At 65.9% G+C, this 25075-nt stretch carries 22 protein-coding genes; 12 read left to right on the top strand and 10 right to left on the bottom strand.

The features are described from left to right. Window positions 1–56 precede the first annotated feature (56 nt). Window positions 57–566, bottom strand: coding sequence for a thioredoxin family protein (locus CEY05_RS27795; protein WP_088600524.1), 510 nt, complete (start codon window positions 564–566; stop codon window positions 57–59). A gap of 254 nt (window positions 567–820) precedes the next feature. On the opposite strand from CEY05_RS27795, the gene CEY05_RS31135 reads away from it, so the two are divergent. Together CEY05_RS31135 and CEY05_RS31940 are read left to right on the top strand one after the other, a co-directional pair. Next, the gene (locus CEY05_RS31135) at window positions 821–1078 is read left to right on the top strand and encodes a hypothetical protein (RefSeq protein ID WP_143220675.1); all 258 of its coding nucleotides are present in this window, start codon (window positions 821–823) and stop codon (window positions 1076–1078) included. Beyond that, window positions 1075–1206: a hypothetical protein gene (locus tag CEY05_RS31940; RefSeq protein WP_255407790.1), complete on the top strand. Its 132-nt coding sequence runs from the start codon at window positions 1075–1077 to the stop codon at window positions 1204–1206. The genes CEY05_RS31135 and CEY05_RS31940 overlap by 4 nt, the downstream gene beginning before the upstream one ends. Here the strand turns inward: CEY05_RS31940 and adhP are convergent. Continuing rightward, complete coding sequence (gene adhP, locus CEY05_RS27800; RefSeq protein WP_088600525.1) at window positions 1203–2246, bottom strand: alcohol dehydrogenase AdhP; 1044 nt, start codon at window positions 2244–2246, stop codon at window positions 1203–1205. The two genes, CEY05_RS31940 and adhP, sit on opposite strands and share 4 nt — an antisense overlap. A 176-nt stretch (window positions 2247–2422) precedes the next feature. On the opposite strand from adhP, the gene CEY05_RS27805 reads away from it, so the two are divergent. The 4 genes from CEY05_RS27805 to CEY05_RS27820 all read left to right on the top strand — a co-directional run bounded on the left by CEY05_RS27805 (window position 2423) and on the right by CEY05_RS27820 (window position 10198). Further along, window positions 2423–2932 carry a sigma-70 family RNA polymerase sigma factor gene (locus CEY05_RS27805; RefSeq protein ID WP_088600526.1) on the top strand — a complete coding sequence of 170 codons (510 nt, stop codon included), beginning with the start codon at window positions 2423–2425 and terminating at the stop codon, window positions 2930–2932. 29 nt (window positions 2933–2961) lie between these two features. Further along, entirely contained in the window at window positions 2962–4068 is a 1107-nt protein-coding gene (locus CEY05_RS27810) for a FecR domain-containing protein (RefSeq protein ID WP_233161743.1), read from the top strand. A gap of 269 nt (window positions 4069–4337) precedes the next feature. Then, on the top strand, window positions 4338–6818 hold the full coding sequence (locus CEY05_RS27815; protein ID WP_088600528.1) for a TonB-dependent siderophore receptor: 2481 nt from the start codon (window positions 4338–4340) through the stop codon (window positions 6816–6818). Window positions 6819–7018: 200 nt separating this feature from the next. Next, on the top strand, window positions 7019–10198 hold the full coding sequence (locus CEY05_RS27820; protein ID WP_088600529.1) for an autotransporter domain-containing protein: 3180 nt from the start codon (window positions 7019–7021) through the stop codon (window positions 10196–10198). On the opposite strand, the gene CEY05_RS27825 is transcribed toward CEY05_RS27820, so the two are convergent. Together CEY05_RS27825 and CEY05_RS27830 are read right to left on the bottom strand one after the other, a co-directional pair. Continuing rightward, window positions 10186–11517 (bottom strand): ATP-binding protein, encoded by a 1332-nt coding sequence (locus CEY05_RS27825; RefSeq protein WP_088600530.1) that lies wholly within the window; start codon window positions 11515–11517, stop codon window positions 10186–10188. The genes CEY05_RS27820 and CEY05_RS27825 overlap by 13 nt on opposite strands. A gap of 6 nt (window positions 11518–11523) precedes the next feature. Next, window positions 11524–12258 carry a response regulator gene (locus CEY05_RS27830; RefSeq protein ID WP_088600531.1) on the bottom strand — a complete coding sequence of 245 codons (735 nt, stop codon included), beginning with the start codon at window positions 12256–12258 and terminating at the stop codon, window positions 11524–11526. 248 nt (window positions 12259–12506) lie between these two features. Here CEY05_RS27830 and CEY05_RS27835 point away from each other — a divergent pair, with 248 nt between their 5' ends. Continuing rightward, on the top strand, window positions 12507–13328 hold the full coding sequence (locus CEY05_RS27835) for an alpha/beta fold hydrolase (protein ID WP_088600532.1): 822 nt from the start codon (window positions 12507–12509) through the stop codon (window positions 13326–13328). Between the two features lie 49 nt (window positions 13329–13377). Here CEY05_RS27835 and CEY05_RS27840 read toward each other — a convergent pair whose 3' ends face one another. Both CEY05_RS27840 and CEY05_RS27845 read right to left on the bottom strand, forming a co-directional pair. Continuing rightward, a complete protein-coding gene (locus tag CEY05_RS27840) occupies window positions 13378–14136 on the bottom strand; it encodes an SDR family oxidoreductase (protein WP_088600533.1) in 759 nt (252 codons plus the stop codon). Between the two features lie 59 nt (window positions 14137–14195). Beyond that, window positions 14196–14996, bottom strand: coding sequence for an SDR family oxidoreductase (locus tag CEY05_RS27845; protein ID WP_088600534.1), 801 nt, complete (start codon window positions 14994–14996; stop codon window positions 14196–14198). A gap of 138 nt (window positions 14997–15134) precedes the next feature. On the opposite strand from CEY05_RS27845, the gene CEY05_RS27850 reads away from it, so the two are divergent. Continuing rightward, window positions 15135–16088 carry a GlxA family transcriptional regulator gene (locus tag CEY05_RS27850; protein WP_088600535.1) on the top strand — a complete coding sequence of 318 codons (954 nt, stop codon included), beginning with the start codon at window positions 15135–15137 and terminating at the stop codon, window positions 16086–16088. A 33-nt stretch (window positions 16089–16121) separates the two neighbouring features. On the opposite strand, the gene CEY05_RS27855 is transcribed toward CEY05_RS27850, so the two are convergent. Further along, a complete protein-coding gene (locus CEY05_RS27855; RefSeq protein WP_088600536.1) occupies window positions 16122–17192 on the bottom strand; it encodes a VWA domain-containing protein in 1071 nt (356 codons plus the stop codon). A gap of 73 nt (window positions 17193–17265) precedes the next feature. Here CEY05_RS27855 and CEY05_RS27860 point away from each other — a divergent pair, with 73 nt between their 5' ends. The 4 genes from CEY05_RS27860 to CEY05_RS27875 all read left to right on the top strand — a co-directional run bounded on the left by CEY05_RS27860 (window position 17266) and on the right by CEY05_RS27875 (window position 21838). Next, window positions 17266–18372 (top strand): S1C family serine protease, encoded by a 1107-nt coding sequence (locus CEY05_RS27860; RefSeq protein WP_233161744.1) that lies wholly within the window; start codon window positions 17266–17268, stop codon window positions 18370–18372. 12 nt (window positions 18373–18384) lie between these two features. Beyond that, window positions 18385–19398 carry a MoxR family ATPase gene (locus CEY05_RS27865; protein ID WP_088600537.1) on the top strand — a complete coding sequence of 338 codons (1014 nt, stop codon included), beginning with the start codon at window positions 18385–18387 and terminating at the stop codon, window positions 19396–19398. Further along, complete coding sequence (locus tag CEY05_RS27870; protein WP_369826006.1) at window positions 19376–20464, top strand: DUF58 domain-containing protein; 1089 nt, start codon at window positions 19376–19378, stop codon at window positions 20462–20464. The genes CEY05_RS27865 and CEY05_RS27870 overlap by 23 nt, the downstream gene beginning before the upstream one ends. A 114-nt stretch (window positions 20465–20578) precedes the next feature. Next, window positions 20579–21838, top strand: coding sequence for a VWA domain-containing protein (locus tag CEY05_RS27875; RefSeq protein WP_233161745.1), 1260 nt, complete (start codon window positions 20579–20581; stop codon window positions 21836–21838). A gap of 148 nt (window positions 21839–21986) precedes the next feature. On the opposite strand, the gene CEY05_RS27880 is transcribed toward CEY05_RS27875, so the two are convergent. From CEY05_RS27880 to CEY05_RS27890, 3 genes are read right to left on the bottom strand one after another with little or no spacing between them, the layout of a single operon-like run. Beyond that, the gene (locus CEY05_RS27880; protein ID WP_088600538.1) at window positions 21987–22727 is read right to left on the bottom strand and encodes an amino acid ABC transporter ATP-binding protein; all 741 of its coding nucleotides are present in this window, start codon (window positions 22725–22727) and stop codon (window positions 21987–21989) included. Between the two features lie 55 nt (window positions 22728–22782). Continuing rightward, a complete protein-coding gene (locus tag CEY05_RS27885; RefSeq protein WP_088600539.1) occupies window positions 22783–23883 on the bottom strand; it encodes an amino acid ABC transporter permease in 1101 nt (366 codons plus the stop codon). Between the two features lies 1 nt (window position 23884). Further along, the gene (locus tag CEY05_RS27890; protein ID WP_088600540.1) at window positions 23885–25075 is read right to left on the bottom strand and encodes an amino acid ABC transporter permease; all 1191 of its coding nucleotides are present in this window, start codon (window positions 25073–25075) and stop codon (window positions 23885–23887) included.

Raw genomic sequence — 25075 nt, forward strand, 5'->3', positions numbered from 1 at the left:
GAGGCCTGCGTCCCCAAGGACGCAGGCCTTTTTTTGGGTCGGGCCATCGCGTCGCTTCATTGCGCCAGCAGACGCTGTATTTCCGCTTCGGTTTCCTTGTAACGCCCTTCACCGAAGTGGGTGTAGGTGATGCGCCCTTCCTTGTCGATAAGGTAGAAGGCCGGCCAGTAGAGGTTGTTGTAGGCCTTCCAGGTGGCGTAGCGATTGTCCTGCGCGACCGGGTAGGTGATGCCGAAGCGCTTGATGGCCTGTTCGACGTTGGAGGTCAGGCGTTCGAAGGGAAACTCGGGCGTATGGACGCCAACGACGACCAGGCCTTTGTCCTTGTATTTCTCGTGCCATTCCTTGACGTAGGGAATGGTGTGGATGCAGTTGATGCAGGTATAGGTCCAGAAATCCACCAGCACTACCTTGCCGCGCAGCTGTTGCAGCGTCAACGGATCGCTGTTGAGCCACTTCTCGATGCCGGTGAGGTCGGGCGCCGGTTCACCGGGCATGGCGGCAGCATGGCCGACCGAGGTGAGAAAGACGGTGGCCAGGGCCAGTTTCTTCAGTGTCTTGAGCATGGTGGACTCCTTCGTGAACAGGTGAAAGTGCGGTGATCCTGGCGCGCCCTGGCGGTGGTGGGGCGGCCTTGAGGATTGACGCTATTTCACCTGCGCGAGGTATCCGGCCTGTGCCGGAAACAGGCTTTTTTTCAGGCTTGTGTATCGACGCTCGGCGGCAGATACAGTGCGGTACACAAGCCTTGCAGGCGGTGGATATAAAGCAGGCATGGCGTGTTTTCCACGCCGAACCAAGACCTGCAAGGAGCTTTGCCATGGCTGTCCAGACGCTCTCCGTAACCCGCCTCCGCGGTACCCGCAACCCGGCCCGCTCCGATGCCAGGCCGTCCGGCTCGGTCAGCGCCGCCCGCTCCGCTGCCACGACCCTCGGTCCTGCCTCCCCGCAGCGCTCCAACCCGCGCTGGCTTAGCGATGTCGATGCGTGGGCCTTGCCTTTCGACCTGGCCTGCGGTGGCACAGGCGTCCCCACGCCGCGCGGTCCGCGTGGCGATACCTACGAGGTGTGGTCATGAGACGACTGCTGGCTGTACTCGCGCTGCTGTTCGGTGGCTTGACGACCGAGGCCGTCAAGCCGGTCCAATGCGGGTTGATCGCCGATGCACGAATGCGGCAAGTGCGCCGCCGGGACGGCGCCGCCTAGGTCTTCACGCCATTGCGCAGGTCCAGCACCACGCGGGATGGCACCTGGCCATGTTCCAGGCGGTCGAGCACGGTGTTGATTTCACCCAGGGGCGCCAACTCGATATCCGCCTTGACCGAGCCTTCAGCGGCGAAGGACAGGGACTCCACCATGTCCTGGCGCGTGCCGACCAGCGATCCGCGGATGGTAATGCGGTTGAGCACGACGTCGAACAAGGGCGTGGGGAAATCGCCGGGTGGCAGGCCGACCAGGACGCACGTACCCAGCTTGCGCGTCATGGCGATGCCCTGATGAAACGCGGGGATGGACGGCGCCGTGATCAGCACGCCATGCGCGCCGCCGCCGATCTCCTTCTTCAACGCCGCGGCGGGATCGCCGTTCTTCGCATTGAACACCAGGTCCGCGCCCAGCTGCTGTGCGTGTTCCAGCTTGCCGTCGTCGACATCGATTGCCGCCACATGCAGTCCCATGGCCTTGGCATACTGCACGGCCAGGTGGCCCAGGCCACCGATGCCGGAAATGGCGATCCATTCGCCCGGCCGCGCCTCGGTTTCCTTGACACCCTTATAGGTCGTGATGCCGGCGCACACGATGGGCGCCGCCTGCAGCGGGTCCAGGCCATCCGGGATACGCGCGACATAATCCGCCGCCGCCAGTATGTATTCGGCAAAGCCGCCGTTACGCGTATAGCCGCCGTATTCGGCGCTATCGCACTGCGTCTCCCAACCCTTGCGGCAAAACTCGCAGTGGCCGCAAGCGGAATAGAGCCAGGGGACGCCGACGCGATCGCCTTCCTTGACCGTCGTCACACCTTCACCCACCGCGGCGACACGGCCTATGCCTTCATGGCCAGGCACGAAAGGGGCGTGCGGCTTGACGGGCCAGTCGCCTTTGGCTGCGTGCAGATCCGTGTGGCAGACGCCGCAGGCTTCGGTCTTCACCAGGATCTCGCCCCGGCGCGGGACGGGAATCGGCATTTCTCGCAGGACCAGCGGTTGACCCAACTTCTCGACGACCGCGGCAATCATGGTACTGGGCATGGCATTACCTCCAGGGAAGTAGGCAAGGACTGCAAAGCACTGATCGCAATCTTAAGACGATTGCGTTGTTTTGCATCCCCCCGTCGCGCACTCGTATTGCGCAAGCCGCCCCGCCCAGGTTATAAACGATAACTATTCTTATTTCTAAATCCGGACCGCAAGACCGCGTTTGCCCGATGCCATCCGCCGACCTTTCCTCGCCGCAAGATCTGCACACGCTGTACAGCGACCATCACGGTTGGCTATTCGGCTGGCTCCGCAAGAAACTGGGCAATAGCTTCGACGCCGCCGACGTCGCGCAGGACGCCTTCGTCAACGTCATGACGGCCGGCGCGCTGGAAACCATCCGCGAACCCCGGGCCTTCCTGGTCACCGTGGCCCGCCGCCTGGTCGCGAGCCGCCACCGCCGCCATCTGCTGGAATCCAGCTACCTGGAGATGCTGGCCGCGTTGCCCGAGGAACTGGCGCCCGCGCCGGAAGCCAGGCTGATCGCGCTGGAAGCCCTGCAGCAAATCGACCGCGTCCTCGACGGCCTGCCGCCCAAGGTGAAGGAAGCCTTCCTGCTGGCCCATCTGGAGGAACTGAGCTACGCCCAGATCGCCGAGCGGCTGGACGTGTCGGCCAGCTCCGTCAAGCAATACCTGACACGCGCCAACCGGCAGTGCCTGTTCGCGCTGGCCTTCTGAATGCCCGGATAGCCAGCACTGCCCACACCATGCCGACTTCCTGTAGTTCCACGCCGCCCACCCTGCCGACCGATCGACGGCCGGCGCCGTCCACCGTGGCCAGCGACCCGGCGCCACCCATGGCCTGTGGCCAGCCGATCAGCGAAGCCACCGCGGATGCCGCGGCCGAATGGCTGACGATAATGATGTCCGGCGAAGCCACTGACGCCGAACGCCAGCGCTGGCAGCAATGGCGCGCGGCCGATGCCGAACATGAACTGGCCTGGCGCCACATCGAAACGGTTACCCGTCGGCTCTCCGCCATGCAGCCACGCGCCGCGTACCAGGCGCTCTCGCCTTATGCATCCCGCAAGGCGGCCGCGGCCGGCGGCAACGTGGCCGCCAGCGTCGCCGGCCGCCGCAAGGCCATGCGCCTGCTGCTGTGGGGCGGCGCCATCGGCACGTCCGCGCTGCTCGCCTCGCGCACGCAGATCTGGCAGCAGGTGGTGGCCGACTACCGTACAGGCGTGGGGCAGCAGCGCGCGGTGGCGTTGAGCGACGGCACCCGCATCCTGCTCAATACCGACAGCGCCATCGACGTGAATTTCGACGGGCAGCGCCGCCTGGTCCGCCTGGTGGCAGGCGAGGCCATGATCATCACGGGTCACGTGCTGGTCGACGGCCAGCCTGACCGGCGGCCTTTCATCGTGCAGACCGCCGAAGGGCGCGTGCGCGCGCTCGGCACGCGGTTCATGGTGCGCCAGGACGATGGCTACAGTACGGTGGCCGTAGTGGAAAGCGCGGTGGAGATCACGCCGGCGGAGTCCGCCTCGCAGCCACGCACCCTGCGCGCGGGCGAGCGCACCACATTCACCCGGCGTGCCGTCGACGGCGCCGTGCCGGTCGTCGACCGTGACCTGGCATGGACGCGCGGCCAGATCGTCGCCGACGACCTGCGGCTGACCGACTTCCTGGCGGAACTGGGGCGCTATCGGCCCGGCTTCCTGCGCTGCGACCCGGCCGCCGCCAATCTGCGCGTGTCCGGCGTATTCCCGTTGGAGGATACGGACCGCATCCTGGACATGCTGACCAAGGTGCTGCCGGTACGGGTCCACCAGCGTACGCGCTACTGGGTGACGGTCGAAGCCATCTCGTGATCGCGCCGCACGCGGAAATGGGCTGCTGGCCCCGACAACGGGCCGCGGTCCCGACTTGGGGGCCGCAGCCGGCGCGCAGCCCCCAGCCCCCAGCCCCCAGCCCCCAGCCCCCAGCCCCCAGCCCCCGAATGCACCGCCCGAAATCGGGCCCCCCTTTCACCGTTACAAATATTTTTGAGATTTATTCGCCTTCCGGCTGCCCGATCCGGATTCTCGCGGCACATATCCCATGAGGACTTCGTTTCCAACTTCCATCCTGTGGGGAATTCATGCCGATCGTCGGTCGCCGCCGCGCGCCTATCCGTAGCCAACACCAGCAGTCCGTGCCGGTGAACCAGCGGGCGCTCCAGCCTCGCACCATCGTCCAGGCCATTGCCGCCGCCACCTGCGGCGTGGCGCTGTATGCGGGCCTGCCGGCCACCGCGCAGGCGCAGGCCGCCGCGCCACAAGCGCAAGCAGGCGCGCGCGCCGCGACGCAGGCCTACGCCATTCCCGCCGGTCCGTTGGCGCCCGCCCTGCGCAACCTGGCAAGCTCGGCCAATATGCTGCTGACCTTCACCGAAGACCAGACCAGCGGCAAGACCACCCGCGGCGTCAGCGGCCGCTATACCCCGGGGGCGGCCCTGGCCGCGCTGCTGGCGGGCACCGGCCTGGAAGCGGCAAGGCAGGACAACGGCGGCTATCTGCTGCGTCCGGCGCCGGTCTCCGGCAGCACGCTGCCCGACGTCAGGGTCACCGGCACTGCGTTGGACGGCACCACGGAAGGCAGCGGCTCATACGCCGCCACCACCGCCACGGTCGGCAAGATCCCCGTGCCGATCAAGGAAATCCCCGGCTCCGTGTCGGTGCTGACGCGCGAACGGATGGACGATCAGAACATCGCCACCATCCAGCAAGGCCTGCGCTACGTCACGGGCGTGGGCTCCGTCGACTACGGCGACGGCACCGGCTACTACCGTGCGCGCGGCAACCAGATGGGCATCCAGTTCGACGGCGTGTCGATCATGAATGGCCTGCAGTACCAGCAGCAGTTCGACATGTCGATGTACGACCGCGTCGAAGTGCTGCGCGGCCCGGCCGGCGTGACCGATGACGCGCTGGGCCAGCCTGGCGGCACGGTCAACCTGGTGCGCAAGCGCCCGCAGGACGCCTTCCACTTTTCCAGCGAAACGCAGGTCAGCACCTTTGGCGGCGTGCGCCAGGTATTCGACGTGGGTGGTCCGCTGAACCAGGACGGTACGCTGCGCGGCCGCGCAGTGGTCGCCGGCAATAATTCGCAGCAGTCCGTGGACGTCACGCGCAACAAGAACGGCATGGGCTATGTCGCGCTGGACTATGACTTCTCGCCGCGCACCACGGTGTCCCTGTCGGCTGGATACCAGGTAACGAAGATCACCGGCCTGGACTACGGTGCGGGTGGCGTCATCAACGATGACCAGACGGCGCTGATCGGCCGCGTGCCGGGCTCCTACCACGACAACTACAGCCCCGACTGGAACAACTCCTATCTGCGGATGCAGGAAGCCAACCTCAACCTGACGCACCGCTTCGACAATGGCTGGACCTGGGATACGACCGCCTTCTACCGCGAGTCCCGCTCCAGCGCCAAGTATGCCTACTCCGGTCCCGCGGCCACCGCCGACGGCCTGGCCTATTTCGGCGACCAGCGCCAGCTGACGACCACCAACTGGGCGGGCTTCGACTCGCACGTGTCCGGTCCCGTCGATGCCTTCGGCCTGACCCACACGCTGACCGCTGGCTTCAACTACGCCCAGGTGAACCAGCGCAGCAAGTCTGGTTTCGTGTCGCTGGACGGCCCGTATCCTGGCGGCCTGTTCAGCCTCTACGATCCGAACGAGGTGCCGGAAGTCAGCGTTCCGTTCACTTACGACGCCAAGAACCGGATGGAACAGTACAGCTTCTACACGCAGGGCCGCATCAAGCTCGCCGACCCGCTCACGCTGGTGTTGGGCGCGCGCGAAGCCTTCCTGCGCGAACGCTCCAAGAGCCTGCTGTCCGACGACCCAAGCTGGAACACCATCGCCAACGTCAATCACAAGTTCCTGCCGTCCGCCGGGCTGGTCTGGGACATCACGCCATCGACGACGGCCTACGCCAATTTCTCGCGCTTCATGACCGCGCAGACCGCCACCGACTATACCGGTGCCCTGTTGCCGCCCCGCACGGGCGAGCAATATGAAGTCGGCGTGAAGAACTCGTTCTTCGACGACCGCCTGAGCACCACGGTGGCGCTGTTCCGCATCAAGGACAAGAACCGCGCGATCGGCGACCCCGACCACGCCATCGGCAGCATTCCCGGCGGCAAGGCGCGCAACCAGGGGATCGAGTTCGAGGTGAATGGCCAGCCGACGCCGAACTGGAACGTCTATGCCGGCTATACCTACCTGAACACCAAGTTCGATGACGACGAACCGGACCTGACCGACGGCACCGATCCCAAGCACTTGTTCAAGCTGTGGACCAAGTACAAGTTCACCGACGGTCCCTTGCAGAACGTCAGCGTGGGCGGCGGGATGCTGGCGCAAAGCGCCATCAATCGGGGGGTGACGCAAGGCGGCTATGCCATCTTCAATGCCACGGTGGGCTACCAGGTCAACCGCAACGTGGACGTGTCGATTGCCTTGAACAACATCTTCGACCGCGACTACTACATCCGTCCGCCCGGCAACTTCTATAGCGTCTTCGGCGATGGCCGCAATGCGATGCTGACGCTGCGGTATCACATGTGAGCACCAGGTTCTTGCGTGTCCACCCACGAAGACCGCCGGCGAACATGACGAATCGCTGAATCGCAAAGCGTCTTGAATGCATAAGCAGGCCCACGAGTCCAGACTCGCGGGCCTTTTTTCATTGTTTCTTCGCCGTCACGACAATGACACATGGGATACCGAAAATCCTGACCCTCCCCCCATAAGAACCGCCAACACGTATGAAACGTCCCGCCTTTTCCCCGTTGGCCCTGGCCATCGCGGCTGCCCTTCCTGTCCTCGTCGGCTCCCACGCGGCTTTCGCCGTCCCGGCCGGCTTCGATATCCCGACCGCGACGACCAATACGTCCGCGCAAACGCTCTCGGCCGGCACCACGGGAACCGTCGAACAGGGCGGCACCCTGAAGACTTCCGCCATCTCAGTATCGGTGACCGGCGACGCCACCCTCAATAACTACGGCACCATCCTGTCCACCGGCAAGCGTGCGATCCGCGACAACACCGGCAGCCTGACCTTGACGGTGAACAACGGCGTCGGCGCGCTGATCCAGGCCACGACCGACGATGCGATGCAGATGAACGTGGGCAACAGCAATGTCACGCTGACCAACGCCGGCACCATCATCTCTGGCCAGTTGTCGGCCACGGACGCGGGCAAGGGCGGCCAGGCCATAGACTGGAATGCCATCACCACGGGCAGCAATGTGCTGCGCAACCTGTCCACCGGCGTGATCCAGGCCTACGATGCCGACGCCGTGCGGCCGGGCGTCAACGGCGTGGTCTACAACGACGGCCTGATCCAGTCCGTGTACAACACGGAAGCCAACGACGGCGTGGACGCGCAGAACAACACGGGTGTCATCGTCATCAACGCCAGCAATGGCAGCGACGTCGCGGCGGGCACCGGACACATCCTGGGCTCGCGCCATGGCATCACCGGCGGCGCGGCGGACGACAGTGTGTCCTTCGCCATCACCGTCACCAACAACCTGGGCGGCGTCATCGAAGGCCAGGACGGTTCCGGCATCAATATCGACGGCATCACTTCGGTTGCCACCATCAACAACCACGGCACCATCATCGGCAACGGCGTGACCGGCGACGGCGATGGCGTGGACGTCGACGGCATCGTACATATCGTCAACACCGGCACCATCATCGGCAAGCAGGCGTTCAACGATGTCAGCGAAGGCGTCACCGTGGGCGGCGGCACCATCGTCAATTCCGGCCTGATCGAAGGCGACAACGTGGACGGCGGCATCGGCCGCGGCATTACGCTGGCCGGCATCGACCACATCGACAATCCCGACGACACCACCACGACGTTCCCGGCACAGGGCATCTACGCGGACAGCGCGATCACCAACAGCGGCACCATTCGCGGCCAGACCGATTCGGCCATCGCCATCACCGGCGGCGCCACCACCCACACCGTCACCATCACCAACCTGGCGGGTGGCCTGATCGAAGGCGGCGGCGCGACGGCGGCCGCCATCGACACCGGCGTCACCAACACCAGCATCGTCAACTACGGCACCATCAAGGCCGACAGCAGCGGCCTGGCCATCAATTTCGGCGGCAGCAACAGCAGCCTGCAGGTGCTGGGCGGCAGCGCGCGGATCATCGGCGACATCGACGGCGGCACGGGTAGCAGCAGTGTCACCATCGCCCCGGGGGCGGGCAATGCCTTCACCTACGGCTACGCCCTGCGCAACCTGGCCGGCGTGACCATAGGCGCCGGTACCACCACGCTGACGGGCACCAACACGTACACCGGCGCCACCACGGTCGATGCCGGCGGCACGCTGGTCGTCAGTGGGTCGGTGGCCAGCACGGTCAATGCCGGCAGCGGGGCCACCCTGGCCGGTACCGGCACGGTGGGCAGCACCACGCTGGCCAGCGGTTCGACGCTGTCGCCCGGCGCCATGACCGCCGCCGGCGTCAGCAGCATCGGCACGCTGACGGTCAACGGTAACCTGACTTTCGAACAGGGCTCGATCTACGCGGTGCAGGCCGATCCCGCCAGCACCAGCAGCGACCTGGTCCACGTCACCGGCCAGACGAGCCTGGCCGGTTCGGTCGTGCATATCGGCACAAATGGCAATTACGCGCCCTTCCGCACTTATACGATCCTGACGTCCGATGGTGGACTGAGCGGTACCTTCGGTTCGGTGCAGTCCAACTACGCTTTCCTGACGCCGTCCCTGGCCTACACGGCGAAGGACGTCGACCTGACGCTGCAACGCAACGACATCACCTTCGACAGCCTGGGCATCACGCGCAACCAGCGGGCCGTGGCGCGCTCCCTGGATGGCCTGCCGCAGTCGAACGCCCTGTATCAGCAGGTCGTCACGCTGTCTGGCGGCGATGCGGCCAAGGCCTTCAACCTGCTGTCCGGCGAGGCTCATGCCGGCAACGTCACCGCCTTGCAGACGGTTTCCACCACTACGTCCAGCCTGCCGCTGTCGCATCTGCGCGCCAATATGGACGCCGCCATGCTGCCGGGCCCGCCGACGGCCGATCTGGGCGGGGGCGATGCGTCGTCCCTGCCGACGTCGGGCGCGTATCCGGTCTGGGTACAAGTGTTCGGCAATTGGAACTCGGTGGGCGGCGGCAACGGCATCGCCAAGACCACGGCGACGGACGGCGGTGTGTATATCGGTGCGGACCATGACGTGGGCGGCGGCATGCGCCTGGGCGGCGCGCTGGGCTATACCGGCAGCCACCTGAGCACGCACGATGTCGACTCCAGGGCGGACGTCGACAGCTACAGCGCCACCTTGTATGGCGGCAAGGCCTTTGCCGCCGGGCCGGGGCAGATCCGCCTGAGCGGCGGCGCGGCGTACACCTGGCACGACCTGAGCACCCGGCGCGGCGTCAATGCCGGTGCCATCGACCAGACGCTGACGGCGGACTATGGTGGCAATACCACCCAGCTGTTCAGCGAACTGGGCTACAAGCTGCCCGTGGCCCAAGGTGCCAGCGTCGAACCCTTCGTGGGCGCCGCCTGGACCGACATGCGTTTGCGCGGTTTCTCCGAATCGGGGGGCTCCGCGGCCCTGGACGGCGAAAGCAACCACAACCAGACGACCACCACCACCCTGGGCCTGCATGCCAGCACGGACTTCAACGCCGGCGCAATGGCAGGCACCCTGCGCGCCACGGTGGGCTGGCGCCACGCCTTCGGCGACGTCCAGCCGCACACCACCCTGGCCCTGCAGGGCAGCGACACGTCCTACTCCGTGGCGGGCGCACCCATCGCCCGCGACGCCCTGGCCCTTGAACTGGGCGCCGAGGTGGCCGTCACGCGCAGTACCAAGGTCAGCCTGACGTACGCTGGCCAGTACGGTGACGGCAACCGCCAGAACAGTGGATTGATCAATGTCAATTACCGGTTCTGAAGCGGACGGGCCAGTCTGAGTTCGACGGACAGGCCGCCGCCCTGGCGGTTCGCCAGGATCAATTGGCCTCCCAATGCGGAGGCCAATTGTTTGGCGATGGCCAGGCCCAGGCCGGTGCCGCCGGTTTCCCGATTGCGCGATGCTTCGACGCGGTAGAAGGGTTCGCACACGGCATCCAGCTCGGCGGCAGGGATGCCCGGTCCGCGGTCCAGGACGAGCAGCGAGACACTGTCGTCGCCGTGGTGGCGCATTTCCACTTCGGCCGCGCCGGAGAACTTGATGGCATTGTCGATCAGGTTGCTAAGCACGCGCCGCAAAGCCTGCGGGCGAGTCGTCCAAGGCAGGTTCCGCTGTCCGGCCAATGCCACCTGGCGGCCTGTGTCCTCGTAGTCGTAGACCAGGCTTTCGACGAATGCGCCCAGGTCCACGCGTACTTCCTGCTCCTGGCTGCCATGCGCGCTACGGGCGTAATCGATGCCTTCGCGAACCAGGCGGCTTACTTCGTCGAGATCGCGTTCCAGCTTGTCGCGGTCGCTGCTTTCGTCCATGCTCTCCACGCGTAGCTTCATGCGGGTGATGGGCGTCTGCAGGTCATGCGAGATCGCGCCCAGCATCTGCATGCGTTCGGCCATGTGCGAGGCGATACGGCGCTGCATGGCATTGAAGGCCGTGGCGGCGCGTGCCACTTCGCGAGGGCCGTTTTCCGGTACGGGGGGCGGCTTGCGGTTCGGATCGATGGCATCGGCGGCCTGGGCCAGGCGGGTCAACGGCCTTACCGCCAGCCGCACCGCCAACCAGGCGCAAGCGACCAGCAGCAGCAATTGCAGGCACAGCACCACCGGCAGCCACAGCGCCAGGGCCGGCATCTGTAAATGGATGTCCAGCACGGCGGTGCTGCCATCGCCCAGCGTGACCTGCGCCTGGATGTGGCGCGGATCCGCCGGATCGGCAGTGATGGAAAGCGGGCGCCGGTCGCCCAGCGCATCTTCGATCGCCCGCGCCGCGGTCCGCTGCGCGGCCGACGCCAGCGGCTGATGCACCGTCGCTGGGCCAGGCAGGTATTGCTTGTTGGCGTTGGTCAGGCGCGGGTACCAGGCGGCGCGTTCCTGCGCGGGCAGGCGGTCCAGGATGTCCATGGCGATGCCGACGTCGCGCTCCAGGTCGCCCAGCATCATCATCTTGGTGGTGGTGTAGCGTTCGTAGAACAGCAGCGAGAACGACAAGGCATGGGCGGCGACCAGTCCCACGACGAAAAGCAGGAACAGGCGCACGACCAGCGTGCGCGGCCACAGCCGCAGGGACAGCAGGGGATGGGACATGGCGCGCTAGGCTTCCAGGACTTCCACCGCCGACGCGAAGACGTAGCCTTCGCTGCGCACGGTCTTGATGAAGGTGGGTTCGCGCGCATCTTCGCGCAGGCGCTGGCGCACGCGGCTGACCAGCAGGTCGATGGACCGGCCGAACATGTCCGCCTCGCGGCCATGGGTGAGATTGAGCAGCTGGTCGCGCGTCAGCACGCGTTGGGGGTGATCGAGGAATACGCGCAACAGGCGATACTCTGCCCCGCTCAGGGACACGATGGTGCCGTCCTTGTCCAGCAGGTGGCGCGCCGTCGTGTCCAGGCACCACTCGCCGAAGCGCAGCTGGTGGCCCGATTCGGTGACCTGGAAATTGGGCGGCAGCATGCGTGTGCGGCGTAGTACCGCCTTGATGCGCGCCAGCAGCTCACGCGCGACGAAGGGCTTGGTAAGGTAGTCGTCGGCGCCCATTTCCAGGCCCAGCACACGGTCCATGTCGTCGCTGCGGGCGGTCAGCAGCAGGATGGGGATGCGGCGGTGCTTGCCGCTGCGCAGTTCCCGGCACAGGACCAGGCCATCGTCGCCGGGCATCATGATGTCCAGCACGATGAGGTCGAAGGTGCCACGTTCCAGCTGTGTCCACATCTGCCTGCCGTCGGCCGCGAAGGTCACGTCCAGACCGTTCTTGCGCAGGAAGTTGCCGGCGAGTTCGCGGATTTCGCGGTCGTCGTCGACGATGAGGATGTGGTCGGTGTGCTCCATGCCTTGGGATCCTTGTTGTGCTTGCCTTGGTGTGGCCGGCCGCGGGTGACTGCCGCGGCGCGCCACTTTCCTGTCCGACGCAAATGTACGGCAAGCGGCTGGCGGGCGGGAAGGGGCTTTTGTACGCCTATGTATCAAGACCTGGGGCCGATACATAAGGCGGCAAATCCGGGGGGCCGAGGACACAGACCGGACAAATGACCAGGGTCTAGTACGGATTGTTCGTTCACAACCCACCAGGATTCATCATGCAAGCGTCCCGTCACCCGTTCCACCTCGCCGCCATCGCCCTTGCCACCGCGCTGGCAGGTAGCGCCGCCCATGCCGAAACGTCGTTCGCCGCCGCGCCGCAGGGACGGTCATCGACGGCATCCACCGCCGCCACGCCCACAGCGGTGCTGGTCCATGGTGCGTTCGCGGACGGCTCCAGCTGGAACAAGGTCATTGCCCGCCTGCAACGCGACGGCATCCCGGTCGTTGCCGTGCAGAACCCGCTGACCTCGCTCGCCGACGACGTCGCGGCGACACGGCGTGCCATCAGCCAGGTCAAGGGCGACGTGATCCTGGTCGGCCATTCCTGGGCGGGCACGGTCATTACTGAAGCCGGGGTCGATCCCAAGGTGAAGGGCCTGGTCTACGTCGCCGCTTTCGCGCCGGCGCCTGGTCAGAGCACCGGCGCGCAGGGCAAGGACTACGCCACGCCACCGGGGCTGGGCAAGCTGGCCGCGACCGGCGACGGCTATCTGTATTTACCGGCGGCGGCGGTCAAGGCCGACTTCGCGCCGGATGTGTCCGCCGTGGAGGCTGCCCAGGTGGCGGCCACCCAGGGCTTGATCCGTGCCGCCGCCTTCGACGACAAGGTCAGCCAGGCCGCATGGCAGAGTCGGCCGAGCTGGTTCGTGGTCAGCGCCCAGGACCACATGATCGATCCGCAGCTCCAGCGCGATACGGCGCAGCGCATCCACGCACGGACCACGGAGATCGCGTCCAGCCATACGTCCATGCTGTCGCATCCCGACGCGGTCACGAAGGTCATCGAACAGGCCATCCGGGACGCCGGACGGCCGTGATCGGTGATGGGCCGCTACCGATTGGCAGGCATGGCCTTGTCATGCTTCCTCAGACAGGAATCGGCTCGGCAACCACGGCGGCGTTGAAGCCGTTCACCAGGGCGTGTTCGTTCGGCCCGGGGTTGGCGCGGAAGGGCTTCACGGCTTCGACGATGACTTCTTCGTCGTCGCTGCCCAACCTTGCCATGGTCTGTTCGATGAAGGCGTCCAGGGGCATGGCGCGCGGGTCACCGCTCTTCTTTATCAGATCGGTATCTACCCAGGGCGGTGCGATTTCCTGCACTCGCACGCTTGTGTCGCGCAGCATGAAGCGTTGTGACATGGCGTAGGAGTGCAGTGCGGCCTTGGACGCCGAGTAAACGGCGGTCGATGCCAATGGCACGTAGGCCAGCACCGAAGTGTTGTGAATGATGGTGGCGTCGGGCTGCTGCTTCAAATGCTCGATCAGCGCCGAGGTCAGGCGAATGGGGCCCAGCAGGTTGGTATCCAGGATTGCGCGCGAGACTGCATCGTCGATCTTGCCGCCGGCATCATCGAAAGGCATGATGCCGGCATTGTTGATCAGCACATTCAGCGCGGGATAGCGCGTGATCACCGTGGCGGCGGCCGCTTCGATGCTGGCCGGATCGGCCACGTCCATCTGCACGGCGCCCATGCCGGGGTTGGCCGCGGTGACCTCATCCAGCAAGGCCTGGCGGCGTCCGCCGATGATCACGGTGTTGCCCAGCTTGTAAAGCGCTTCGGCCAATGCGCGGCCGATGCCTGAGGTGCCGCCGGTGATGAAGATGGTGTTTTCGGTGAGTTTCATGATGAGTCCTTGAGAAGGGCAGGATGTGGGAAGCTTGTCTGTAATCGGCGTGAGTCGAATCAACGCGCGGCGAGATAGCGCGCCGCGGGCGTGTTGGCAGAAAGATGCGGCGCCATGGCGCGGCGGGCCGCCTCGTAGGCCTCCCACTGCTGTTCGGCGTGCAACGACGGGATGGTTATCAGCTCGCCGCGGTCGAAGCCGACCAGGGCGGCATCCACCAGTTGTCCGGCCGTCATGACGATGGCCTGGTCCAATTGCTCCAGCGGCAGTCCACCCGTCGCCCAGAAGTCCGTGGCGGTGGCCCCCGGCAATACGGCCTGTACACGCACACCTTTGTCGCCCAGTTCATGGTGCAGCGACTGGCTGAACGCATGTACGTACGCTTTGCTACCGCCGTACACGCCGTTGAGCAACTCCGGCGCGATGCTGACGATGGAAGAGATATTGATGATCGCGCCCCTGCCGCGCGCCACGAAGCCGGGCGCGACGGCGTAGGTCAGGCGGGTGGGGGCGGTGACGTTCAGACCGATCATCGCAGTCATCGCATCGACGTCGCTTTCCAGCAGCGGCGTATGGGTGCCAACGCCGGCATTGTTCACGAGCAGGGTGATGCTGGCGTCTTCCCGCAGCTTGGCCTCGACCTGCGCCAGGGATGCCGCGGCGCCGAGGTCGGCCTCCAGTACTTCAACCGCCTGGCGAGTTTCGGAGGTGATGCGTTCGGCCACGGCATTCAGCCGGGCACGATTGCGCGCCACCAGGATCAGGTTATAGCCGCGGCGGGCCAGGCGGTCGGCATAGACGGCGCCGATGCCGGAGGATGCGCCGGTGATGAGGGCAGTGCCGGGGTGGGGATGAGCCATGATGTCGTTCCTGCAAAGAGTGGATTTGGGTCGCCGTTGGCGTCGCTTGCTGGCGATGGGTGAATCCTAGGCCCGCTTGATCATTTCTCAAATGACGTATATGGTCATGTTTTAAGTCATGCCAGGACGAATACGGACATGCACAAGATCGGCTACCTGCTGAAGGATGGTTTCCAGCTGATGTCGTTGGCCACCCAATCGGTCTTCGAGTTCGCGAACCTGGTGGCGGAGGATGGTTTCTACGAGATGGCCTACTACTCGCTGCCGGGCGGCAATGTGCGCGCGTCCACCGGTGTGCCCGTGGGCACCACCAAGGTGACGCCTTCGACCTATGCCGATACGTGGATTTTGGGCGGGGTGCTCAATCCCATCGAGCAGCCTTCCTTGCCCAAGGAACGTGCGTTCGCGCGCGAAGCCGTGCAGGCATCACGCCGGGTGGCAGCCATCTGCACGGGGGCCTACACGCTGGCGGAAGCCGGGCTGCTGGCGGGACGGCGCGCCACCACGCACTGGTTGTTCGCGGACGCCTTGCAGGAACGCCATCCGGACATCCAGGTGGAGAGCGATCGCATCTACATCATCGACGGCCCCCTGTGGACGTCGGCGGGCATGACGGCGGGGCTGGACCTGGCGCTGGCGATGGTGGAAAAGGACCTCGGGCCGGATATCGCGCGCGGCGTGGCGCATAAGCTGGTCATGCACCAGCATCGTTCCGGCGGCCAGTCCCAGCATTCGGAAATGCTGGACCTCGCGCCCAAGACCGACCGTATCCAGAATGCCCTGAATTACGCGCGCAAGAACCTGGCCAAACCGCTGACGGTGGAGGTGCTGGCGCAGCAGGCCAACCTGAGCCCGCGCCAGTTCAGCCGCATCTTCACCACGGAGACCGGACAGTCGCCGGCCAAGGCGATCGAAGGCTTGCGGCTGGAAGCGGCGCGACTGATGGTGGAACGCAGCCTTCATCCCATGGAAGTGATCGCCCGCGAGACCGGCTTCCGCGACCGGCGCCACATGCGCGAGGTGTTCATCCGCGGCTTCGGCGTGCCGCCGCAGTCCCTGCGCCGCGACGCGCCGCCCACGCTCAGCGCCTGAACGGTTAGCGCTTGAACCCTGAGTGCCTGCCCTTCACCGCCTGAACCACCTGATCGACAGCAGGCACGCCAGCAGCAGCAGCACGCCCGCCAGGGCCGCGAGCAGGGCGCTGATTTCAGTGTCGCGCCGTTCCAGCGAGAAGCGGGTGGTGAGGTTGCTGTAGACCTTGGTCAGGTCGCCCGCCGATGCGGCCTGGTAATACTCGCCGCCTGTCAGCTTGGCGATCGCGCGCAATGTGGTTTCGTCCAGCTGCATGAAATACGACCAGCCGTCGCCGCCTACCATGCCGCCCTGCGGAGTGCCGAAGCCCACCGTATAGACGCGCACGCCGCGCTTGGCCGCCATGCGTGCGATACCCATGGGGTCGGGCCCCGTCGTGCGGCGGCCGTCGCTGAGCAGGATGATGGCGCCGTTGCGATAAGAACCCGGCTCGGCAGCCGGCCGTTCCTCTTCCTGCTTGCGCGCCGCGTCGGTCGACGCGGCCTTGCCCAGCGGTGCCGCCACCGCGCCCAGGCCGAAGCTGGACAAGGGATCGTTCAACAACAGCGCTTCCAGGTTCGCGCGCTCGTCCGGCAGCAGCGTCGACAGCGCAACGATCAGCCCGCTGCCGGTAGCCGTGCCGGTCTGCAACTCAAATCGATCGATGGCGTCGAGCATGTCCTGGTGATCCTCCGTCGGCGGCTGCACGACCGTGGCAGAGGCGGCAAAGGACACGATGCCCAGCCGCACGCTGGAGGGCAAGCCTTCGACGAAATGGCGCGCTGCTTGCTGCGCCGCGGTCAGGCGGGTAGGCGTGACGTCGCTGGCTTCCATGCTGCGCGATACGTCCATCGCCAGGATCAAGGTCAGGGTATCGGCCGGCAGCGTCACCGTGGCATTTGGCCGCGCGCACGCCAATAGCGCCACGCCCAATGCCAGCCAGCACAGCAGCGGCGGGATGTGCCGGCGCAATTTTTGCGTCGGCCCCACCGCCGTGCGGGCGAGCGCCAGATTGGGGTAAACCACGACGGCGCGCTTGCGTCGTGTGAGCACATAAACATATGCCGCCGCCAGCAAGGGAAGTGCTAGCAGCAGCCAGAGTAGCTCCGGCCAGAGAAACCGCATCTCGTTCTCCTTGGCGGGTCGGTAGGACGATGGTACTTTACATCCACGACGGGACGGAACTCCGGTGGCAACCATGAAACGAGTTGCGCGTTACGGATGGGTGGCGGCGGCAGTCGCCCTGGTTTTCGTTGCAGGCCTGGGCACTGCCTGGCTGATGCAACCGCACCTGCGCACCCTCACGCAGGACGATATCGATTCCGCCGTGCTCCATACCCTGCAGACCAAACGCCTGCCTTCGCGTCCGGCGCGCGCGGCCGAAGCCGTGCGCGCTTCCGTCGTCGAGATCATCGCCTACCCGAAGGCTGCTGAGAAGCCGGCCGTGGCGGAAAAGAAAGCTGAACCAAATGGGCCGGCCGGACCCGGCGGCAAGGCGCCTGCCGAAAATCAAAATCCGGCTAGTCCGAAGGCCGATAGCCAAAAGGATGAGCAGCCCAAGGCGGACATCGCGCCGCCCGACAGCAAGCGCGCCGACAACGACAAGGCCAGGGATCTGGCCCGCAACGGCGACCAGGCCGGCAAGGGCGACCAGGCAAACAAGGACGAACCCGCCAACAAGGGTGAAAAGGCCGACAAGGAAAAGGGCGACAAGGCTGACAAGGGCGAGAAGGCTGACAAGGGCGACGGGAAGGACAAGGGCGACGAGCGCGTCAACATCGGCTCGGGCGTCGTCATCACCGACCAGGGCGTCATCCTTACCAATTATCACGTCATCGCCGGCGCGTCCCGGTTGAGAATCAGGTTCTACGATGGCCATCAGTCGGACGCCACCGTCATCGGTGCGCAGCCGGAAAAGGACCTCGCCGTGATCAAGGCCTCATCGCTGCCTGACGACCTGCCCGCCGCCACCCTGGGTTCAAGCCGCAACCTGGTGCCGGGCGACGAGGTGGTGGCGGTTGGTTTCCCCTTCGGCATCGGGCCTTCCGTGTCGTCCGGCGTGGTGTCCGGCCTGGACCGCGAATTCGCGTCGGAAGAACACCAGCAGGATCTCGATCATCTGATCCAGTTCGACGCGGCGGCCAACCCGGGGAATTCGGGCGGCCCCTTGGTGAACATGAACGGCGAAGTGGTGGGCATCGTGACGGCGATCCTCAATCCCACCGACGCCAAGACTTTTGTCGGTATCGGCTTTGCCACCACGATAGAAAGCGCGGGCAACGCCGTGGGTATTTCTCCTTTCTGAAGGCGGAGGACTATGAACCAACCTATCATGGGCGCCGTGGACAGCGCCAATCTGATGGAGCGCCTGCTCTACGAGGTGAAGCGCATCGTCGTCGGCCAGGATCACTTCCTGGAACGGGTGCTGGTGGCCATCCTGGCACGCGGCCATCTGTTGGTGGAGGGCGTGCCGGGGCTGGCCAAGACGCTTACCGTGAACACGCTGGCCAAGACCATGCGCGGTTCGTTCAAGCGCATCCAGTTCACGCCGGACCTGCTGCCCGCGGACCTCGTGGGTACGCGCATGTACAACCAGCGCACGGGGGAATTCTCCACGGTGCTGGGACCGGTCTTCGCCAATCTGCTGCTGGCCGACGAAATCAACCGCGCGCCGGCCAAGGTGCAGAGCGCCCTGCTGGAGGTGATGCAGGAGCGCCAGGTGACCATCGCCGGCGAGACCCATCCCGTGCCGAATCCCTTCCTGGTGATGGCCACGCAGAATCCCATCGAGACCGAAGGCACCTATCCCTTGCCCGAGGCGCAGATCGACCGCTTCATGATGAAAGTGCTGGTGGGCTATCCCAGCGATGAAGAAGAGGTGGTCATCGTCAACCGCGTGACGGGGCCGCGCATCGATGTGAATCCCGTGGCGCTGCCGGAGCAGCTGGCCGCGCTGCAGGAGGAGTGCCGGCGGGTCTACGTCGATCCGCAGCTGATCCAGTACGCCGTGCGGGTGGTGGGGGCCACGCGCGCGCCCGCCAGTTGCGGGCTGGCGGACATGCAGCGCTACGTGACCTACGGCGCCAGCCCCCGCGCCAGCATTGCGCTGATCGAAGGCGCGCGGGCCCTGGCGTACCTGCGCGGGCGCGACTATGCCTTGCCGGAGGACGTGGTGGACCTGGTGCCGGACGTACTGCGGCATCGCCTGGTGCTGTCGTACGAAGCCTTGAGCGACGGCGCGACGGCGGATCAACTGATCGGCCGCATCCTGCAGGCCTTGCCGGCGCCGGAGCGCCCACTGGAAAGCCATGTTCGGGTGGCGGCGGGCTGAGCGGCGCGCGGCGCCCCCCGGAGAGCAGGCCCTCGCCGCGCAGGCGCGGGCGGCCGCGGCATGGTCCAGGTCGGGCCAGGCGACGGACGCCGCGGCTGGCGGGCCAGGCAGCGGGGGCAAGCCGGCCAAGGGCATGAAAGCGAGCAATGATGCCCAGCCCGAGGGCGCGGCGATCGGCAGCGGGCCAGGGCAAGCCGATGCCTTGCTGCGCCGTCTGGAATGGACCGTGATCCGGCGGTTGGACGGCCTGTTGCAGGGCGACTATCGCACCCTGTTTCGCGGCTTCGGCCTGGACTTCGCCGACTTGCGCGAATACCTGCCCGGTGATGACGTTCGTTATATGGACTGGAACGTCACCGCAAGGCTGCAGGTGCCGCATGTGCGCGAATTCCAGGAGGACAGGGAAGTGGCGGCCTGGTTCCTGCTGGACCTTAGCGGGTCGGTGGATTTCGGCTCTGGCGATGTGCGCAAGCGCGCCTTGTCGAGCGACTTCACCGGCGTCATGGGGCGTTTGCTGACGGGGCATGGCAATCGCATCGGCGGCATGCTGTACAGCGGGGGAGTCGACGCGCGCGCAGCCGTGCTGCCGGCGCGGACCGGGCGGCGGCATCTGCTGCATCTGCTCGATCGCATGCATGGCACGGCGGCCGCGGCGCGCGGTGAGACGCGCTTGCGTGACCTGCTGGACCACGCGCGGGGCGTACTGAAACGGCGTTCCGTGGTGTTCGTGGTGTCGGATTTCATCAGCGAGCCGGGATGGGAAGTGCCCTTGGGCTTGCTGAGCCGGCATCACGAGGTGATCGCGGTGCGTCTGTCGGATCCGCTGGAACTGGCTTGGCCGGACTTCGGCATGGTGATGCTGGAGGACGCGGAGACGGGCGACCAATTGCTGGTCGATACGCATGATCCCGGTTTCCGCGCGCGCTTCAGCGCGGCGGCCGAGGCGCGCGAGGCGGAATTGAAACAGGCTTTTGCACGTAGCGGTGTCGACTGCCTGACATTGACCACCGCCGACAGGCTGGATCTCGCGCTGCTGGATTTCGCGCGGCGCCGCAAGCGCAGGTGAGGCGGTGCAGCCGGACGGGCGGCATCGAGGGGTGGTAATGAAGAAGCGGTAATGAAGGGGCGGTACTGACTGAGTAGGCCGTACCGAGAACACGCTGAGAACCATGGTGTCGCTATGCAGTTCTTGCTGAACCATCTGCCATCGATCGGTTTCCTGTGGCCCAGGATGTTGTGGCTGCAGGCGCTCGTGCCCATTGCGGCCTTGCTGTTCGTGTTGCACGAGCGGCGCCGCCGTCGGCGGGCAGCCGCGCGCCAGTCGGCGCTCAAGGTCGCGGGCTTGACCGTGCAGGGCGTGTCCGGCTGGCGCCGGCACACGCCACCAGTCCTGATGCTGCTGGCGCTGGCGTCATTCCTCTTCGCGGTCGCGCGGCCACAGGCGATGATGAAGCTGCCTTCGCGCATCCAGACCGTGGTGCTGGCCATGGACACGTCAGGCAGCATGCGCGCGCAGGACATCAAGCCGGACCGTATGCATGCCGCGCGCGAGGCGGCCAAGCAGTTCCTGGCGGACCAGCCCCTGGGGGTGAGTGTGGGCTTGGTATCGGTGGCGGGCACCGCGTCCGTCGCGCAACGGCCCACCCGCAAGAAAGACGACCTGATCGCCGCGCTGGACCGGCTGCAGCCGCAGCGGGGGACGGCGCTGGGCAATGGCTTGATCATCTCCCTGGCGACCTTGCTGCCCAGGGGGGAGATCGACGTCAATGCGTTTTTGAATGCCGCGGCGGAAAAGGATGCCAAGAGCAAGGATGCCAAGGGCAGGGGGGCGACGCCCCAGGCCGGCGCGCGCATCGACGGGGGCGCGGCGGGTGGCGGCCCTGGCGCCGGCGGCGGCAATCGAAACGGCAACAGCAACGGCAACAGCAACGGCAGCAACAACGGCAGCAACAACGCGGCAAACAGGGAAGGGGGTAGTTTTGCTTCCCGCGATGCCGCGGCGGGCGCGGGCGGCGCGGGCGCGAAGGCGGCCGCACCCGCCTCCGACCGGTCCGTGGCCATCGTGCTGCTCTCGGACGGCGACAGCAACACCGGCCCGGACGTCATCGACGCCGCCAAGGTAGCGGCCGACCATGGGGTGCGCGTCTATACGGTAGGGATAGGCACGCCGGAAGGGGTGGTGATCTCCGTCGAAGGGTGGTCGGCGCGGGTGCGCCTGGAAGAGCAGGCGTTGAAGCAGGTGGCCGACATGACCGGCGCCGAATATTTCCGCGCCCAGGACGCCGAGGGCCTGAAGCGCGTGTACCAGACCCTCAGCGCGCGCCTGGCTTTCGACAAGACCGACCTGGTGGAGATCTCGGCCTTGTTCGCCGCGCTGGGCGCGCTGCTCGCCGCCTGCGCGGCCCTGCTGTCGCTGTGGTGGTACGGGCGGGTGCTCTAGCTCCGATCCGAATGCCTTCCCGCCGATCTGCCGCATCCGGCCGCGCGGGCGCACCTTGTCGCCCGCTGCCGAGGCGATGTGGCAACGCATCGGCGCCGCGCCCTTGCCGCGCTGTTGAGCGGCGTGTGGCCCGTGAACCGCCGGGCGCTCAGTGCAGGATCTGGCTCAGGAACAGCTTGGTGCGCTCGTTCTGCGGATTGTCGAAGAACGCGTCGGGCGAATTCTGCTCAATGATCTCGCCGCGGTCCATGAAGATCACCCGGTTGGCCACCTTGCGCGCGAAGCCCATTTCGTGCGTCACGCACAGCATGGTCATGCCGCTTTCCTGGGCCAGGGTCACCATCACGTCCAGCACCTCCTTGACCATTTCCGGGTCCAGCGCCGAGGTGGGCTCGTCGAACAGCATGACCTTGGGATTCATGCACAGCGAACGGGCGATGGCCACGCGCTGCTGCTGGCCGCCCGACAACTGGCCGGGAAACTTCTTTGCCTGGTCCGGGATGCGGACGCGTTCAAGGTACTTCATGGCCGTCGCTTCGGCTTCGGCCTTGGACTTCTTCAGTACCCAGGCCGGGCCCAGCGTCAGGTTTTCCAGCACCGTCAGGTGAGGGAACAGGTTGAAGTGCTGGAACACCATGCCGACGTCGCGGCGGATGGTTTCGATGTTCTTCAGATCGTTGGTCAACTCGGTGCCGTCCACCACGATCTGGCCCTGCTGGTGTTCTTCCAGCCGGTTGATGCAGCGGATCATGGTCGACTTGCCCGAACCGGACGGGCCGCAGATGACGATACGTTCGCCCTGCGCGACATCGAGGTTGACGTTGCGCAGCACGTGGAACTGGCCATACCACTTGTTGACGTTCTGCAGGCGGATGATGGCATCGGACATGCCGGTACTCCTGTGTTTGAAGCCGGGGCGCGGCGCGCGCCCGGCGGGATTCTGGTTAACGGGCGTGGCCGGTGGCGAGACGCTTTTCCAGCGCCTGGCTGTACCTGGACATCGCGTAGCAGAAGACGAAGTAGATCAGCGAGATGAACAGGTAGGCTTCCACGCCGAAGCCGCGCCAGGCGGCATCGGACAGGGCCGCCTTGGCCGCCAGCGTCAGGTCGAAGATGCCGATGATCACCACCAGCGAGGTATCCTTGAACAAGCTGATGAAAATGCTGACCAGCGGCGGAATGACGATCTTCAGCGCCTGCGGCAGGATGATCTTGCGCATCTGCTGCCAGTACGTCAGGCCCAGCGAATCGGCGCCTTCATACTGCCCCTTGGGGATGGCTTGCAGGCCGCCCCGCACGGTCTCGGCGATATAGGCCGCGGCGAACAGGATGATGGCGATCTGCGCGCGCAGCAGCTTGTCGATCGAAAACCCTTCCGGCAGGAACAGCGGCAGCATCACCGACGACATGAACAGCAGGCTGATCAGCGGCACGCCGCGGATCAGTTCGATGTACACGACGCACATGGCCTTGATCGCGGGCATCTTCGAACGCCGGCCCAGGGCCAGCAGCACGCCGATGGGAAAGGCGAAGGCGATGCCGAAAGTGGCCAGGATCAGGGTCAGCGGCAGGCCGCCCCAGCGGCCGTCTTCGACCTGCGTCAGGCCCAGCACGCCGCCCCACATCAGCACGGCCACCGAGACCAGGCCGACCGTCCAGATGACCAACAGCGACCGGTTCCAGAAGCGGCGCATGCCGCTCATGACAATCACCGCGATCAGGATCATGGTGGCCAGCAAGGGACGCCATTGCTCGTCGAAGGGATAGGTGCCGAACAGGATCAGCCTGTGCTTTTCCACGATGAAGGCCCAGCACGCGCCACCGGCCGCCCGGCATTCCTGGGCGTTGGCGGCGTGCAGGCTGGATTTCACGAAGGCCCATTCCACCAGCGCGGGCAGCGCCATCAGCACCAGCCAGGCCAGGATGACCGTCAGCAGGAGATTGCCAGGCGAGGAAAAGAGACGCGTGCGCAGCCAGACCCACGGGCCGGATTGCGGCGAGGGCGGCGGCAGGTCGGCGGCGCGGGATGATATCGAGGAATTCATATCAACGCTCCACCAGCGCGATGCGCTTGTTGTACCAGTTCATGAAGATCGAGATGGACAGGCTGACGGTCAGGTAGGCGCCCATGATGATGAGGATGCCTTCGATGGCCTGGCCGGTCTGGTTCAAGGTGGTGTTGACTACCGAGACGATGTCCGGATAGCCGATGGCCACCGCCAGGGAACTGTTCTTGGTCAGGTTCAGGTACTGGCTGGTCATCGGGGGAATGATCACGCGCAAGGCTTGCGGCAGCACCACCAGGCGCAGCACCAGGCTGCGCTTCAGGCCCAGCGAGCTGGCGGCTTCGGTCTGGCCGTGATTGACCGCCTGGATGCCCGAACGCACCACTTCGGCGATGAAGGCCGAGGTGTAGATCGTCAGGCCCGCCAGCAGGGCGGCGAATTCCGGCGTCAGCGTCAGACCGCCCTGGAAGTTGAAGCCCTTGAGCACGGGCATGTCCAGCGTCAGTGATGCACCGCTGGCCAGCCAGCCGATGACCGGCAGGCCGATGACCAGGCCCAGCGCGGCGCGGCCCAGCGGAAAGACCTTGCCGGTGGCTTCCTGGCGCTTGCTGCTCCAACGGTGCAGGCCGACGATGGCGACGATGGCCAACGCCAGTCCCCACAGCATCCAGTCCAGCGCGTTGCCCTGCAGGGCCGGCAGTTTCAGGCCGCGATTGGAGATGAAGAAGCCCGGCAGCGGATTCAAGGCCTGGCGCGGGCCGGGCATGTTTTCCGTGATCACCGCGTACCAGAAGAACAACTGGATCAGCAGCGGTACGTTGCGCATCACTTCGACGTAGATCGAGGCCAGGCGGTTGATCAGCCAGTTCCTGGACAAGCGTGCGATGCCGATCAGGATGCCCAGCGCGGTGGCCAGCACCAGGGCGATCAGGGCGACGCGCAAGGTGTTGACCAGGCCGACGACGATGGCGCGGCCATAGCTGTTGGCCGGACCGTAGTCGATCAGGCTTTCACCGATGGCGAAGCCGGCCTCGCGCCACAGGAAGCCGAAGCCCGTGGCGATGTTGCGGGCAGCCAGGTTGTGCAGCGTGTTGCTGACCAGGAACCAGATGACCAGGCCGACCGCGGCGACGGCCAGCACCTGGTAGACCACGGCGCGCACGCCAGGGTCATTCCAGGACAGCCGCCGCTGCGGTGTGGCCGCAAGGGATTGCGTGGATGGCTGGCTCAC

Source organism: Achromobacter sp. HZ34 (assembly GCF_002209485.1).
Taxonomy (GTDB): domain Bacteria; phylum Pseudomonadota; class Gammaproteobacteria; order Burkholderiales; family Burkholderiaceae_B; genus Bordetella_C.

What these genes read in the sequence shown, in the direction of transcription:
- CEY05_RS27795 (WP_088600524.1), bottom strand. Translation starts at nt 566, where the DNA reads ATGCTCAAGACACTGAAGAAACTGGCCCTGGCCACCGTCTTTCTCACC.
- CEY05_RS31135 (WP_143220675.1), top strand. Translation starts at nt 821, where the DNA reads ATGGCTGTCCAGACGCTCTCCGTAACCCGCCTCCGCGGTACCCGCAAC.
- CEY05_RS31940 (WP_255407790.1), top strand. Translation starts at nt 1,075, where the DNA reads ATGAGACGACTGCTGGCTGTACTCGCGCTGCTGTTCGGTGGCTTGACG.
- adhP (WP_088600525.1), bottom strand. Translation starts at nt 2,246, where the DNA reads ATGCCCAGTACCATGATTGCCGCGGTCGTCGAGAAGTTGGGTCAACCG.
- CEY05_RS27805 (WP_088600526.1), top strand. Translation starts at nt 2,423, where the DNA reads ATGCCATCCGCCGACCTTTCCTCGCCGCAAGATCTGCACACGCTGTAC.
- CEY05_RS27810 (WP_233161743.1), top strand. Translation starts at nt 2,962, where the DNA reads ATGCCGACTTCCTGTAGTTCCACGCCGCCCACCCTGCCGACCGATCGA.
- CEY05_RS27815 (WP_088600528.1), top strand. Translation starts at nt 4,338, where the DNA reads ATGCCGATCGTCGGTCGCCGCCGCGCGCCTATCCGTAGCCAACACCAG.
- CEY05_RS27820 (WP_088600529.1), top strand. Translation starts at nt 7,019, where the DNA reads ATGAAACGTCCCGCCTTTTCCCCGTTGGCCCTGGCCATCGCGGCTGCC.
- CEY05_RS27825 (WP_088600530.1), bottom strand. Translation starts at nt 11,517, where the DNA reads ATGTCCCATCCCCTGCTGTCCCTGCGGCTGTGGCCGCGCACGCTGGTC.
- CEY05_RS27830 (WP_088600531.1), bottom strand. Translation starts at nt 12,258, where the DNA reads ATGGAGCACACCGACCACATCCTCATCGTCGACGACGACCGCGAAATC.
- CEY05_RS27835 (WP_088600532.1), top strand. Translation starts at nt 12,507, where the DNA reads ATGCAAGCGTCCCGTCACCCGTTCCACCTCGCCGCCATCGCCCTTGCC.
- CEY05_RS27840 (WP_088600533.1), bottom strand. Translation starts at nt 14,136, where the DNA reads ATGAAACTCACCGAAAACACCATCTTCATCACCGGCGGCACCTCAGGC.
- CEY05_RS27845 (WP_088600534.1), bottom strand. Translation starts at nt 14,996, where the DNA reads ATGGCTCATCCCCACCCCGGCACTGCCCTCATCACCGGCGCATCCTCC.
- CEY05_RS27850 (WP_088600535.1), top strand. Translation starts at nt 15,135, where the DNA reads ATGCACAAGATCGGCTACCTGCTGAAGGATGGTTTCCAGCTGATGTCG.
- CEY05_RS27855 (WP_088600536.1), bottom strand. Translation starts at nt 17,192, where the DNA reads ATGCGGTTTCTCTGGCCGGAGCTACTCTGGCTGCTGCTAGCACTTCCC.
- CEY05_RS27860 (WP_233161744.1), top strand. Translation starts at nt 17,266, where the DNA reads ATGAAACGAGTTGCGCGTTACGGATGGGTGGCGGCGGCAGTCGCCCTG.
- CEY05_RS27865 (WP_088600537.1), top strand. Translation starts at nt 18,385, where the DNA reads ATGAACCAACCTATCATGGGCGCCGTGGACAGCGCCAATCTGATGGAG.
- CEY05_RS27870 (WP_369826006.1), top strand. Translation starts at nt 19,376, where the DNA reads ATGTTCGGGTGGCGGCGGGCTGAGCGGCGCGCGGCGCCCCCCGGAGAG.
- CEY05_RS27875 (WP_233161745.1), top strand. Translation starts at nt 20,579, where the DNA reads ATGCAGTTCTTGCTGAACCATCTGCCATCGATCGGTTTCCTGTGGCCC.
- CEY05_RS27880 (WP_088600538.1), bottom strand. Translation starts at nt 22,727, where the DNA reads ATGTCCGATGCCATCATCCGCCTGCAGAACGTCAACAAGTGGTATGGC.
- CEY05_RS27885 (WP_088600539.1), bottom strand. Translation starts at nt 23,883, where the DNA reads ATGAATTCCTCGATATCATCCCGCGCCGCCGACCTGCCGCCGCCCTCG.